At 72.0% G+C, this 14,063-nt stretch carries 12 protein-coding genes; 1 reads left to right on the plus strand and 11 read right to left on the minus strand.

Annotated elements, in window-relative coordinates; all coding sequences use genetic code 11:
- Positions 1–56: 56 nt before the first annotated feature.
- From IE250_RS00245 to IE250_RS00295, 11 genes are all read right to left on the minus strand, one after another.
- Positions 57–1,253 carry an MFS transporter gene (locus tag IE250_RS00245; RefSeq protein WP_189667293.1) on the minus strand — a complete coding sequence of 399 codons (1,197 nt, stop codon included), beginning with the start codon at positions 1,251–1,253 and terminating at the stop codon, positions 57–59.
- A 3-nt stretch (positions 1,254–1,256) separates the two neighbouring features.
- Complete coding sequence (lgt, locus tag IE250_RS00250; protein WP_189667294.1) at positions 1,257–2,237, minus strand: prolipoprotein diacylglyceryl transferase; 981 nt, start codon at positions 2,235–2,237, stop codon at positions 1,257–1,259.
- 72 nt (positions 2,238–2,309) lie between these two features.
- The gene (der, locus tag IE250_RS00255) at positions 2,310–3,857 is read right to left on the minus strand and encodes a ribosome biogenesis GTPase Der (protein WP_189667295.1); all 1,548 of its coding nucleotides are present in this window, start codon (positions 3,855–3,857) and stop codon (positions 2,310–2,312) included.
- Between the two features lie 98 nt (positions 3,858–3,955).
- On the minus strand, positions 3,956–4,681 hold the full coding sequence (gene cmk, locus IE250_RS00260) for a (d)CMP kinase (protein ID WP_229872015.1): 726 nt from the start codon (positions 4,679–4,681) through the stop codon (positions 3,956–3,958).
- Positions 4,682–4,726: 45 nt separating this feature from the next.
- Complete coding sequence (locus tag IE250_RS00265; protein ID WP_189667296.1) at positions 4,727–5,653, minus strand: pseudouridine synthase; 927 nt, start codon at positions 5,651–5,653, stop codon at positions 4,727–4,729.
- Between the two features lie 86 nt (positions 5,654–5,739).
- Positions 5,740–6,393 carry an SMC-Scp complex subunit ScpB gene (gene scpB / locus IE250_RS00270; protein ID WP_189667297.1) on the minus strand — a complete coding sequence of 218 codons (654 nt, stop codon included), beginning with the start codon at positions 6,391–6,393 and terminating at the stop codon, positions 5,740–5,742.
- Positions 6,390–7,421: a segregation and condensation protein A gene (locus IE250_RS00275; protein WP_373301540.1), complete on the minus strand. Its 1,032-nt coding sequence runs from the start codon at positions 7,419–7,421 to the stop codon at positions 6,390–6,392. Before IE250_RS00275 ends, scpB begins: the two co-directional genes overlap by 4 nt.
- Positions 7,405–8,301 (minus strand): ParA family protein, encoded by an 897-nt coding sequence (locus IE250_RS00280; RefSeq protein ID WP_189668240.1) that lies wholly within the window; start codon positions 8,299–8,301, stop codon positions 7,405–7,407. Before IE250_RS00280 ends, IE250_RS00275 begins: the two co-directional genes overlap by 17 nt.
- A 122-nt stretch (positions 8,302–8,423) precedes the next feature.
- Positions 8,424–9,377: a site-specific tyrosine recombinase XerD gene (xerD, locus tag IE250_RS00285; RefSeq protein ID WP_189668241.1), complete on the minus strand. Its 954-nt coding sequence runs from the start codon at positions 9,375–9,377 to the stop codon at positions 8,424–8,426.
- A 270-nt stretch (positions 9,378–9,647) separates the two neighbouring features.
- Positions 9,648–10,499, minus strand: coding sequence for an HpcH/HpaI aldolase/citrate lyase family protein (locus IE250_RS00290; RefSeq protein ID WP_189668242.1), 852 nt, complete (start codon positions 10,497–10,499; stop codon positions 9,648–9,650).
- Positions 10,500–10,661: 162 nt separating this feature from the next.
- Entirely contained in the window at positions 10,662–11,642 is a 981-nt protein-coding gene (locus IE250_RS00295) for a heme o synthase (protein ID WP_189667298.1), read from the minus strand.
- A gap of 308 nt (positions 11,643–11,950) precedes the next feature.
- Between IE250_RS00295 and tkt the strand changes: the two genes are divergently transcribed.
- Positions 11,951–14,056 (plus strand): transketolase, encoded by a 2,106-nt coding sequence (gene tkt / locus IE250_RS00300; protein ID WP_189667299.1) that lies wholly within the window; start codon positions 11,951–11,953, stop codon positions 14,054–14,056.
- Positions 14,057–14,063 lie beyond the last annotated feature (7 nt).

The raw sequence follows: 14,063 nt of genomic DNA on the forward strand, positions 1-14,063 counted from the left end.
CGTCGGGACCCGGTACACACCCGAGGTCCCGACGTGCGACAGCATGCCGCCCGGGCCTACCGGCGAATCGGGTCCGGGAGCGCGCTCCGCGACGAGATCGCGACGATCGTCAGGCACAGCGCCGCGGCGACCGCGCCGAAGCCGAACATCTCGCCGTAGGACCAGGTCTCGCGCAGCCAGGCGAGCACCATCGGGACGAAGAACCCGAGGTAGGTCAGGGAGTAGAACACGGCGGTCAGCCCGGCGAGCCGGCCGGGCCCTGCGATGCGCGCTACCTCGCTCAGCCCGGCCACGAGAGCCAGCCCGTAACCCGTCCCGAGCACCACGGCCGCCAGCACGCCCAGCGGCAGCGAGAGCGCCACCGACGCCGAGGCGGCGAGCGCCATCCCCACGGTCACGATGCCGAGCGCCACGATGGACGCGCGGGCCGACGACGGCGTGTCGATCCGCCGCGCCACCACCTGGATGCCGATGCCGCAACCGAGGGCGAGCACGGCCATGATCCCGGCGAAGGCGACAGGGATGCCGCCGGCATGATCGGTGAGCAGACTGGGCAGGACCGCGAAGGCGCTGCCGGCGCAGCCGAACACCCAGGGCGCGAGCGGCACCACGACGCGCAGGAACCGAGGGTGCCGGACGGCGGTGATGCGCAGGTCGTCGAGCAGGGGCGCCCGCTCGCCGGCCGGCAGGGCCGGACGGGTCTCCGGGACACGCAGCAGCCACGCACCGGCGAGCAGCGCGCCGGCCGCGTGCAGCACGTACGAGAGGAGCGTGGGCCAGGGGGCGAACTGCGCGAGCATGGCGGCCACGCCCGCGCCCGAGAGGAATCCGGCGGTGAGGGCCAGCGATCCGCGGCGCGGCCCGGCGCCCCGGTCTCCGGTCGCGGCGCTGAGCTCCGTGAGCCAGGTGGACCCGACTGCCATGGCGAGGCCGAGCGCGACGCCGCACAGCAGCCGCCCGATCGCGAGCACCACCGGGCTGGCCGGATCCAGGGCGAGCACGAGCGAACCGAGCGCCGAGACCGGCGCCGCGGGCAGCAGGAGCGGACGGCGGCCGAACCGGTCGGACAGCGGCCCACCCAGCAGCAGCGCGGGCACGAGTCCGAACACGTACACGGCCAGCAGGGCGTCCACGGTGACGGGCCCCATGTTCCCCTGCTCGCGGTACATCACGAGCAGCGGGGTGAACTCGTTACCGCCCCACGCCACGGCCACCAGGACGGCGGCGACCGCCCACCAGGTTCGCCGTCCCATGGGCTACTTGGTGTCGGACGGCCCGGTCGGCTCGGCGCCCTCGCCCTTGGCGTCTCCGGCGCTCTCGGTCTCGGCTGCACTCTCGGCGTCCTCTTCCGCGGGCTCCCGCCCCGGCTGGTAGACCGACAGCTCGGGCTCCGGGTGCCGCCGTCCCTGCACCACGACGATCGCGATACCCAGCAGGATCGCTACCCCCGACGTCCAGATGTTCGCCGGGACGCCCAGGGGGGCGTCGCTCGTGGGGTCGATCCGGATGGACTCGAGCCAGATGCGGCCCAGCCCGTACCAGATCAGGTAGAGGCCGAACATGCGGCCCCAGCGCAGGCCTGGCCCCGGGTTCTCCAGGGCGGCGTTCCGGCGTTCGACCCGCCGTTCGATGGCGAGCAGCAGCGCGACCCCGATGAGGTTCCAGATCATCTCGTACAGGAACAGCGGGTGGAACAAGGTGCCCTCGGGCGTACCGGCCGGGAACATCGGTGCGTCGGACCGGATCTCCAGGCCCCAGGGCAGCGTCGTCGGCAGCCCGAACAGCTCCTGGTTCACGTAGTTGCCGAGCCGCCCGATCGCCTGGGCGACGAGCAGGCCGGGCGCGAGCGCGTCGGCGAACGACCCGAACCGCAGGCCCGTCAGGCGGCACCCGATCCAGACGCCCACGGCGCCGCCGAGCAGCGACCCGAACAAGGCGTTGCCGCCCTCCCAGATCCGCACCCAGGCCCACGCGTCGACCTCAGGCCCGGTGAAGTCGTCGAGGTGGGTGAGCACGTGGTAGATCCGGGCGCCGACGATGCCGATCGGCACCGCCCACATCGCGATGTCGAGAGCGAGCCCGGGGGCGGCTCCGCGTGCGCGGAGGCGCCGGTCGGTGATGTACGCGGCGGCGACGATGCCCGCGAGCAGGCACAGGGCGTAGGTGTGGATGGTGAGCGGGCCCAGGCTGAACTGGGACCACACCGGGTCGGGGCTGGGGATACTGGCCGGAAGCACGACCCGAAGGTACCGCGAGACGGTGACATCGTGGGCATCGAGCCCACGCGCCGAGCCTCCGGGGGCCCTACCTCAGCGCTTGCGCTTCTCCCGCACCCGCACCGAGATCTCGATGGGCGTGCCCTCGAAGCCGAACGTCTCGCGCAGGCGACGCTCGATGAACCGGCGGTAGCCGGCCTCGATGAACCCCGTGGCGAAGATGACGAACCGCGGCGGACGGGTCGAGGCCTGCGTGGCGAACAGGATGCGCGACTGCTTGCCGCCGCGCAGGGGGTGCGGGTGAGCGGCCACGAGCTCGCCCAGGAACGCGTTCAGCTTGCCCGTAGGGACGCGACGGTCCCACGACGCAAGCGACCGCTCGATCGCCGGAACCAGACGCTCGCTGTGCCAGCCGGTGCGCGCCGACAGGTTGACCCGCGGCGCCCACGCGATCTGCACCAGCTCCTTCTCGATCTCACGCTCGAGGAAGGGACGGCGGTCCTCGTCCATGAGGTCCCACTTGTTGTACGCGATGACGAGCGCGCGGCCGGCGTCCACGACCTGCTGGATCACACGGATGTCCTGCTCGGTCAGCGGGTTCGACGCGTCCACCAGGACCACGCCGATCTCGGCCTTCTCGATGGCGGCCGCGGTGCGCAGCGAGGCGTAGAAGTCGGCGCCCTTGGTCTGGTGCACGCGGCGGCGGATGCCGGCGGTGTCCACGAACCAGTACGGGATGCCGCGCAGCTCGATGAGCTCGTCGACCGGGTCGCGGGTGGTGCCCGCCACCTCGTCGACGACCACGCGCTCCGAGCCCGCGATCTTGTTCAGCAGCGAGGACTTGCCCACGTTCGGGCGTCCGACGAGCGCCACGCGGCGCGGGCCCGAGGGCCGCAGCTTGCCGTGTGCGGACTGCGTCGGCAGCGCCTTGACCGCGGCGTCGAGCAGGTCACCCGTGCCGCGGCCGTGCAGGGCGGAGACGGGGTACGGCTCCCCCAGGCCCAGTGCCCACAGGTACGTGGCGTCCGCCTCGCCCGACGCGCCGTCCACCTTGTTGGCGCACAGCACCACCGGCTTGCCGGAGCGGCGCAGGAGCTCCACGACCCGCTCGTCGGTGGCGGTGGCGCCGACGGCGGCGTCGACCACGAAGACGACGGCGTCGGCCAGGGAGATCGCGACCTCGGCCTGCTCCGCCACCTTGGACTCGATGCCGGCGACGTCGGTCTCCCAGCCGCCCGTGTCCACGAGCATGAACCGGCGGCCGGCCCACTCGGCCGGGTAGGACACGCGGTCGCGCGTCACGCCCGGCTTGTCGGCCACTACCGCCTCGCGGCGGCCGATGATGCGGTTGACCAGGGTCGACTTCCCGACGTTCGGCCGCCCGACGATAGCCAGCACGGGCAGCGCCTGCTCGGCCTCGGCCTCCTCGTCGGTCCACTCGGACTCAAGGAGCGCCTGGTCCGACTCGTCGAGCTCGAACTCCTCGAGCCCCACCCGCAGGGCGCGCTCGCGCGCGAGGTCGTCCTCGGTCTCGGTGAGATCGAGGTCGGGTGCGACCGGGGCGGCAGCGTCCAGGGCAGCATCATCTCGGGCCGCCGCGTCCAGGGCAGCAGCCTCCGATGCAGAGGAGTCGTGGGTCATGCCTCCATTGTCGCAGGCCTGGAACCCTCAGGCCGCCTCGCCGCCGTATGACCTGCGTCGCTCCGCCCGCCTCGGGCGGACGACGGCCGCTCCGCGGCTCAGGCCGACGACGCGACCTCGCGCCCGGTCACCTGCGTGACGACCGCGAGCACGGCGTCGACCGTCTGCTCGAAGTCGAGGTCGCTCGAGTCGACCGTCACAACGCCGTCCGCGGCCACCAGGAACTGCGTCACCTTGGCGTCGTCCTGGTCACGGCGCAGCACCTGGTCCCGCGTGGCGTCCACCGCTTCTGTGTCGGCGGCGCCGTGCACCTCCAGGGACCGGCGGCGCAGGCGGGCCTCCTCGGAGGCGGTGAGCAGCACGCGGACATCGGCGTCGGGCGCCACGACCGTGGTGATGTCGCGGCCCTCGGCCACGATCCCCCGGCCGCCCGAGTACCCGGCCTGGACCGCGCTGCACTCCTGGTCGATGATCTCGCGCTGCAGCCGCTTGAGCTCCGCCCGCACGTCGAGGTTGGACGCCACCTTCGACACGTTCGTCGTGACCTCGGTGGTGCGGATCGTCACAGCGACGTCCCGCCCGTCCAGCTCGACGCCCGGCGCGGCCGGGTCCAGCCCCAGGACCAGCGGCATCGCGCGGACCGCCGTGGCAACCGACGCGGCGTCGTCCAGGTCCGCCGTCTCCATGCTCCACACGGTGGCCGCCCGGTACATGGCGCCCGTGTCGAGGTAGGCGAGGCCGAGCCGCGCCGCGACCGCCTTCGAGACGCTCGACTTGCCGGAGCCCGACGGCCCGTCGATGGCGATCACTACGGGGCTGGTCACAGTGCTGTTCTCCTCAGAGTTCGGGGTGGTCGGACATCACGGGTGCTACAGGTCGACGGCGCCCATCAGGGTGCCGAGCTCGGTCCGGCCGAGCACACGCGTGCGGCCCGGCTTCAGGTCGCCCAGCGGGATCGGCCCGATCCGGGTGCGCACCAGGCGCGTCACAGGGTGCCCGACGGCGTCGAACATCCGGCGCACGATCCTATTGCGTCCCTCGTGCAGCACTACCTCCAGCATCGCGAACCCGTCGATCTGCTGGAGCACGTGCACGGCGTCCATCTTCGCGATGCCGTCGTCGAGCTCCACACCCTTCAGGAGCTCGCGGCCGGTCCGCGGGTAGACCTCGCCCTCGACGGTCACCAGGTACGTCTTGGCGATCTCGTACTTGGGGTGCGACAGGCGGTTGGCGAGCTCGCCGTCGTTCGTCAGGAGCAGCAGGCCCTCGCTGTCGGCGTCGAGCCGGCCCACGTGGAAGAGGCGCTCCTCACGGTTCTTGATGAGGTCCGCGACGGTCGGGCGGCCCTTGGGGTCGTCCATCGTCGACACCACGCCCAGCGGCTTGTTCAGCGCGATGGTCACCTTGGCCTGGTCCAGCTGGATCCGCAGCCCGTCCACGTGCACGACGGCGGTCGCCGGGTCGATCCGCACACCCAGCTCCGTGACGAGCTGGCCGTCCACCTCGACGTGCCCGTTCGCGATCAGCTCCTCCGACGCGCGGCGCGAGCCGAGCCCTGCCTGCGCGAGCACCTTCTGCAGCCGCACGCCGTCCTCGACGTGGACGTCGCGGCCCTGTTCGGCGGGCTGCGCGGGCTTGCGGCGCGGTGCGTTCGCCTGGGCACGGCTCTTGGCGGAGCTGCCACCACGGAAGTTGCCGCCCTGCTTGCCACCCTGCTTGCCGGACTGGGCAGGACGGCGGGGCTGCTGACCGCCACCAGATTCGCGGCGGCTCCCGCCGCGGCGTTCGTTGCTCATGATTCATCTCTCGGTGAGTCGGAAGATCTCGGAAGTGGCGCGCTACGGACCCGCCCGCGGGCCCCGATCTCGGACTGAGATCCTGACTAGGAGTCCAGTCCGTCGAGGCCGTCGATCGTGTCGAGGTCCGGCAGGTGTGGCGCCAGCGGAGGCAGCTCGTCGAGCGACGAGAAGTCCATCCGCTCCAAGAAGTATCCCGTGGTTCCGAAGAGAACTGCACCCGAGCTCGGGTCCTGGCCGATCTCGGCGATCAGCCCGCGGGTCAGCAGCGTCCGCACGACGCCGTCGACGTTCACCCCGCGCACCGCGCTGACCTGGCCACGCGTCACCGGCTGACGGTACGCGATCACCGCCAGCGTCTCCAGGGCGGCCTGGCTCAGCTTCGACGACTGGCCGTCCAGCACGAAGCGTCCCACCGGGTCCGCATGCGCCGCGGACGAGTAGATGCGCCACCCGTCCACCGTCCGGCGCAGCTCGAAACCGCGCGGACGGGAGCCGAGGTGGCCGGCGTACTCGTCGGCCAGCTCGTGCAGGATGTCGTCGGTCTCGTCCTGCGGCAGGTTCAGCGCCGCCGCTATCCGGTCCGCGCCGATCGGCGCGTCGGCCACCATGAGCACCGCCTCGACGGCCGCGTGCGCGCCGCCCGGGAGCGTGTGCACGTCGACGAAGGCCAGCTCGTCCTGCGTGGGGTTCTCCGGGTCCACCTGCGCGGCCGCTGGGGCCTGCTCCTCGACGGTCATGCTGTCGCCTCCGTTCCGGGCTGCGCGGTCTGTGCTTGCTCTTCCGGCAGGGTCTGCTCTTGCGGCAGGGCCTGCTCTTGCGGCAGGGCCTGCTCGTCCGGCGGGTCGTCCTCGTCGAACTCGCTGGGGCCGGCCTGGGGGTCGAGGTACTTCTCGCCGTCGCCGGGCCCGGCGGTCCAGCGCACTGTGAGCTCGCCCAGCGGGCTGACCTGCTCGAACCCGACCAGCGAGTCGCGGAACAGCTCCAGCAGCGCGAGGAACCGGGCCACGGTCACGAGGCGCTCGGTACCGGCCGTGAGCGACCGGAACGTCACGGCGTGCTCCGTGCGCAGGCGCTTGACGATGACGCCTGCCTCCTCGCGCACGCTCACCGCGGAGCCGTGCAGGTGGGCCAGGCCCACCACCGGCGGCGGCTTGGGGGCCAGCACCCGCGCGGCCAGCTCGGCGAGCTGCCCCCCCGTCGTGTCCCAGACCAGCTCGGGCAGGATCGCGGCCAGGTGCGGCTCGAGCGGCGTCAGGCGCGGCACGCGGCGTCCGGCCGACGCCATCTGCTCCGCGATGACCTTCGAGACCTCCTTGTACGCCCGGTACTGCAGGAGCCGCGCGAACAGCAGGTCGCGGGCCTCCAGGAGCTCCAGGTCCTCGGCGTCCTCGTCCACGACGCCGGGCAGCAGGCGGGCGGCCTTGAGGTCCAGCAGGGTCGCTGCGATGACCAGGAACTCGCTGGCCACGCCGAGGTCCCAGGACTCGTGGACCTCGCCGCGTGCGGCGGCCTCGCGGGAGGCCCGCTCCGCCTCGCGGATGTGCGCGACGAACTCGTCGGTCACCACCGCGAGCGCCACCTCGGTGACGTCCATCTTGTGCTTCGCGATGAGCGAGAGCAGCAGGTCGAACGGGCCCTCGAAGTTGTGCAGGTGGACCTGGAAGGTGCGGGAGGCGCGTCGCTCGTCGGGGGCGGCGAAAGCGTCCTGCTCCGCCACTTCCGCCGCAGGCGCCTCCGCCTCCAGCACCTCAGGCAGCGTCGCCACGGGCCACGAGCTCCCGGGCGAGCTGACGGTACGCGGCCGCGCCCGGGTGTCCCGGGGCGTACGCGGTGATGGGCTCCGCGGCGACCGTGGCGTCGGGGAACTTCACCGTGCGCCCGATGATCGAGTGCAGCAGGGTGTCGCCGAAGGCCTCGTGCACCCGGGCCACGACCTCCCGGGAGTGGAGGGTGCGCGAGTCGTACATGGTGGGGAGGATACCGTCGATCTCCAGGGCCGGGTTCAGCCGGTCGCGCACCTTCTCGATGGTCTCCACGAGCAGCGCGACGCCGCGCAGCGCGAAGAACTCGCACTCCAGCGGGATCAGCACGCCGTGCGCAGCGGTCAGGGCGTTCACCGTGAGCAGGCCGAGGCTCGGCTGGCAGTCGATGAGGATCACGTCGTAGTCGTCGATCACCGGGCGCAGCGCGCGGGCCAGCACCGACTCACGGGCGACCTCGCCCACGAGCTGCACCTCCGCCGCCGACAGGTCGATGTTCGCCGGCAGCACGTCGAGGTTCTCGATGCCCGACGGGATGAGGACGTCGCGGATGTCCACGCCCCGCTCCATGATCAGGTTGTAGATGGTGAGGTCGAGCTCGTGCGGGTTCACGCCGATGCCCACCGACGCGGCGCCCTGCGGGTCGAAGTCCACCAGGAGCACCTTGCGGCCGTACTCCGCGAGGCAGGCGCCCAGGTTGATCGTGGTGGTGGTCTTGCCGACGCCGCCCTTCTGGTTGCACATCGCAATGATGCGCGCGGGGCCGTGGCTCGCGAGGGGTGCCGGTTCCGGCAGCTCCGGCATGGCGCGGCCGACGACGTCGCGCACGATCTCCGAGTCCGCGGGTGCGCCGACGACCGCCTTGCCGAGAAGAATGTCGGTCATCGTGCTCGCCCCCTCCTGGCTGGGTGCCTCGCTCACGCCCGCCACGCTATACCAGAGTGTGGGCGCCGCCCGGCGAAAGCCTCGGCGTGGCGTCCTTCGGCTACGGGCCTGCTCCCGGGCTCCTACCTGGCCCGCGGGTGGGCGGCCGCGTAGACCTCGCGCAGCGCGTCCGGGGTGACCATCGTGTAGATCTGCGTGGTCGTGACCGACGCGTGCCCGAGCAGCTCCTGGACCACGCGCACGTCCGCCCCGCCGGACAGGAGGTGGGTGGCGAACGAGTGCCGCAGCGTGTGCGGCGAGACATGCTCCTTGAGGCCCGCCCGCGCGGCGGCGGACTGCAGGGCGGCCCAGGCGGTCTGCCGGGACATCCGCGCGCCGCGCGTGTTGAGGAACAGCGCGGGCGTGGCTCGGCCGGCCGCGACCAGCGCCGGGCGCGCCCGGACCAGGTAGGCCTCCAGCGCGTCGCGCGCGAACGAGCCCACGGGCACGACCCGCTCCTTGGAGCCCTTGCCGAGCAGCCGGACGGCGGCGCTGTCGCTCACCCCGTCGACGTCGAGCCCCACGATCTCGGAGATCCGCGCGCCGGTCGCGTACAGCAGCTCCAGCAGCGCCCGGTCGCGCAGGGGCAACGGCCCGTCGCCGGCTCCTGCGGCGTCGAGCAGCCCGGCGACGTCGTCCACGGACAGGGCGTGCGGCAGGCGCCGCAGCAGGGTGGGGGCGCGCACCTCGGCGGACGGGTCGTCCACGGCCAGGCCTTCCGCCTGGGCGAACTTGTGCCAGCCCCGCACGGCGGCCAGCGCACGGGCGGTGGACGACGGCGACAGCGGCCGCCCGCCGTCGGCCCCCCGCCGGACGGACTCGACGAACCCGGTGACGTCGGCCTCCGTCACCCCGGCCAGGCCGGGGCGGCCCGCTGACGCGAGGTATGCCCCGTACCGCACGAGGTCGCGGCGGTACGCGGCGACGGTGTTGGCCGAGAGGCCGCGCTCCACGCTCAGGTGCGCGAGGTAGTCCTTGAGGGCACGGTCGAGCTGCGCGCCCTCATCAGAAGCGGGTGGCGGGCCGGGCTGGGTCACACGGAACGACGGCAGGTGGGCCAGTGCGGTGGACACCGCCCCATCATGCCGAGCGTGGCCCGCCGCACGGGCGGGCCACGCCGAGAGACCGGTCAGGCGGGGTTGATACCGCCTGAGCCGGAGGTGCAGCGCAGGGTGAGGGCCGAGGAACGAGGCACTCGCCCGGAGCGGAACCGCAGGCTCAGGCGGGATTGATACCGCCTGAGCCGGAGGTGCAGCGCAGGGTGAGGGCCGAGGAACGAGGCACTCGCCCGGAGCGGAGCCGCAGGCTCAGGCGGGGTTGATGCCGAACAGCTCCGCGCGCGAGTGGATCACCTGCGCGCGGGCGAGGCGCGGCTTGTCGCTGCCGTCCCGGATGACGGAGCCCGCGGCCTCGAACTCGGCGAAGAAGTCCATGGCCCAGGCCACGTCGGACGGCGACGGCGCGAAGGACTCGTTGATGACCGCCGACTGCTCGAAGTCCAGGCAGAGCTTGCCGGTCATGCCGAGGTTGACCGCGTCGGCCGACTGCTCGCGCAGGAGGGCGTGCGACGAGCCCACCGTGGGGCCGTCGACCGGGCCGGGCAGGCCGCCGATCCGGCTGGCGGCCACGAGGCGCGAGCGCGGGTACGCCATGGCGATGGGCTCGTTGGCCGCGCCGGTGTCGCGGCGGTAGTCGCCGGAGCCGAACGCGAGGCGGAACGCGCCGCGGGCCTTGGCGATGTGGACGGCCTCCTCGATACCGAGGGCTGACTCCACGAGCGGGATCACGGGCACGTCGCCGCCGAGGCGCTGCGCGGTGTCGATGACGTCGTCGGCGCTCTCCGTCTTGGCGAGCATCACGCCGTTGAGCCCCTCGAGGCCACGCAGGTACGCGACGTCGTCGGCCCAGGACGGTGCGTGGCGGTCGTTGATCCGCACCCACGCGCTGCCGCCGTTCTTGATCCACCGGATGACGTTCTCGCGCGCCTCGTCCTTGAGGCGGTCGTCGATGGCGTCCTCGCAGTCGAGGATCACCTGGTCCGCGCGGGAGAGCTGGGCCTTGTCGAAGAGCTCGGTCCGCATCGCGGACAGCAGGAGCCAGGCTCGCGCGTAGTCGGGAGCGACGCGCGACTTCTCGCGGGCTGCCCGGCGGGGAGCCAGGTCGCTCTCGGGAGCTACGGCGGACGCCGTCGGCAGGCCCAAGGAGTAGCCCGCAGACTGATCGGCGGTATCGGTGGTTCGGTCGGCTGGGGTCTCGGTCACGCGCCCCAGCCTAGGCGGGGGACATCTGCGCTACCGAATCATGACCGCCGAGATACGAGGTCAGAACGGAAGGAAGACGTCCACCGCTACCGCCACGAAGAGCAGCGACAGATAGGTGATCGAGGCGTGGAACACCTTCATCGCGCCCAGCTTGCCGCCGGCCTTGCCCTGCGCCCGGCGCAGCATCGCGACCGTCGACCACAGGAACCACGCGCCCAGCACAGCGGCCACCGCCGTGTACACCCAGGACATGCCGGCGAGCGGGGTCAGCAGGAGCGAGCAGGCGATCATCGCGAGCGTGTAGCCCACCATCTCGGCGGCCACGCGCTTGTCGTCGCTGACGACCGGCAGCATCGGGACGTTCGCGTTCGCGTAGTCCTTCTTGAACTTGATCGACAGCGGCCAGTAGTGCGGCGGCGTCCAGAAGAAGATGATGCCGAACAGCGCCAGCGCGGCCCAGCTCAGCTCGCCCGTCACCGACGCCCAGCCGATGAACACGGGCATGCAGCCGGCGATGCCGCCCCACACGATGTTCTGCGGGGTGCGGCGCTTGAGGATCATCGTGTAGCCCACCACGTAGATCGCGATGGCGCCCAGCGTGAGCCACATCGCGGCCCAGTTGATGACGAGCGCGAACCACGTCAGCGACAGCAGGCCGAGGATCGAGGCGAACACCAGGCCGGCGCGGGGCGAGATCTCTCCCGTGACGAGCGGACGCCGCTTGGTCCGGTTCATGATCTCGTCGATGTCGCGGTCCCACCACATGTTGAAGGCGTTCGCGCTGCCCGCGGCACCGGCCCCGCCGATGAGGGTGGCGACGATCAGCCAGAAGCCGGGCATGCCGTCGGCCGCCAGGATCATGGTGGGCACGGTCGTCACGAGCAGCAGCTCGATGACCCGCGGCTTGGTCAGCGCGACGTACGCACCGGCGCGGCGCAGGAACCAGCCCCCGGGACGCTGCGGCACGTCGGCGGTGGACGCCTGTGCGCTGGACGTCTCTGGACGCGCGGTCTGGCCGTTTGTCGTCTGGCTCGTTCTCACGCGCGTCGCAGTTCCGTTCGGGAGTCCTGAAGTCGATAACGCACCTGGTGGGCCCTGGTGCCGGACAGGTGCGTGCCCATGGTACGTCGCACCGCGACCCGGCCGCGCACCGCATTCCCGCGGTGCCCTGTGAGATTGCAGACCGTGGACAGGTCTGCGCGGGTGTCGGGGTGCGCGTATAGGGTTGATTTCGCAATCGAACCAAGGGCGGCCGGCATCCCGCCGCCGCCGCAGGCACGCTGCGCGGCTCACCGCCCCGTCCGCTCTCCGGGCAGGACCAGAGTCGACGGCGGAGAGAAAGAGGACTCGTGAACGCTTTCGACCCCGTGCTGAAGCCCCTGGAGTGGTCGGAGCTCGACGAGCGAGCCGTCAAGGCCATCAAGGCACTGGCTGCGGACGCCGTCGAGAAGGTGGGCAACGGACACCCCGGCACCGCGATCTCGCTGGCGCCGGCCGCGTACCTCCTCTTCCAGAAGGCCATGCGCCACGACCCGTCGGACCCGGAGTGGGTGGGCCGCGACCGCTTCGTGCTGAGCGCCGGCCACTCGTCCCTGACGATCTACCTGCAGCTCTTCCTCGCGGGCTACGGCCTCGAGATGGAGGACATCGCCGCCCTCCGCACGTGGGGCTCCCAGACCCCTGGCCACCCGGAGTTCGGCCACACCAAGGGCGTCGAGATCACCACCGGCCCGCTGGGCCAGGGGCTCGCCTCCGCCGTCGGCATGGCGATGGCCTCGCGCCGCGAGCGCGGCCTGCTCGACCCGACCGCCGCCCCGGGTGAGTCGCCGTTCGACCACCACGTGTACGTCATCGCGTCCGACGGCGACCTGCAGGAGGGTGTGACCGCCGAGGCCTCGTCGCTCGCGGGCCACCAGCAGCTCGGCAACCTGATCCTGATCTGGGACGACAACAAGATCTCGATCGAGGACGACACCGACATCGCGTTCACCGAGGACGTCCTGAAGCGCTACGAGGCCTACGGCTGGCACACCCAGCGCGTGGACTGGACCTCGGGCGGCACCGGCTACGCGGAGGACACCGACGCGCTGGCCGCTGCGCTCGACGCCGCCAAGTCGGAGACCGGCAAGCCGTCGATCATCGCGCTGCGCACCATCATCGGCTGGCCGGCGCCCACCAAGCAGAACACGGGCGGCATCCACGGCTCGGCCATGGGCGCCGAGGAGGTCAAGGGTCTCAAGTCCGCGCTCGGCCTCGACCCCGAGGCGACGTTCGCGATCGACTCCGACGTGCTGTCCTACACGCGTTCCGTCGCGGCTCGCCAGTCCACCCAGCGCGAGGAGTGGGAGGCCGCCTTCGCTGCCTGGTCCGACGCGAACCCGCAGACCGCGGCCCTGCTGACCCGCCTGCGCGCCCACGAGCTGCCCGAGGGCTGGACCGAATCCCTGCCTCAGTTCGAGGCGAGCGAGAAGGGCGTCGCCACCCGTGCGGCGTCGGGCAAGGTGCTCACCGCGCTCAAGGACGTGCTGCCCGAGCTGTGGGGCGGCTCCGCCGACCTGGCCGGCTCCAACAACACGACGATGGACGGCGAGCCGTCGTTCGTGCCGGCGGAGCACGCGACCAAGAAGTTCCCGGGCAACCCGTTCGGGCGCACCCTGCACTTCGGCATCCGCGAGCACGCCATGGGCTCGATCCTCAACGGCATCGTGCTGCACGGTCTGACCCGCCCGTACGGCGGCACGTTCCTGCAGTTCGCCGACTACATGCGCGCGTCGGTGCGCCTGGCGTCGCTGATGAGCATCCCCAGCACGTTCGTCTGGACGCACGACTCGATCGGCCTCGGCGAGGACGGCCCGACCCACCAGCCGGTGGAGCACCTCGCGGCGCTGCGGGCCATCCCGAACCTCGACGTCGTCCGCCCGGCGGACGCGAACGAGACCGCCTGGGCGTGGCGCGGCATCCTCGAGAACACGAACAACCCGGCTGGTCTCGTGCTGACCCGGCAGAACGTGCCCACCTACCCGCGTGGCACCGACGGCTTCGCCGCCGCCGAGGGCACCCTCAAGGGTGGCTACACGCTGCTGGACACGGAGGGCACGCCCGACGTCGTCCTCGTCGGCACCGGCTCCGAGGTGCAGCTCGCCGTCGAGGCGCGCGAGATCCTCGCCGCCGACGGTGTGCAGGCCCGCGTGGTCTCGATGCCCTCGCTCGAGTGGTTCAACAGGCAGGACGAGGCCTACCGCGAGTCGGTCATCCCGTCCGGCGTGAAGGCCCGTGTCTCGGTCGAGGCGGGCGTGGCGCAGGGCTGGCGCGAGGTCGTCGGCGACGCGGGCCGCATCGTCTCGCTCGAGCACTACGGCGCGTCGGCGGACTACAAGAAGCTCTACGCGGAGTACGGCATCACGTCCGAGGCGGTCGCCCAGGCCGCCAAGGAGTCGATCGAGGCGGCGTCCTGAACCGCTC

Origin of the sequence: Promicromonospora soli, from assembly GCF_014653785.1 — a bacterium.
In the GTDB taxonomy this organism is placed as follows: domain Bacteria; phylum Actinomycetota; class Actinomycetes; order Actinomycetales; family Cellulomonadaceae; genus Promicromonospora; species Promicromonospora soli.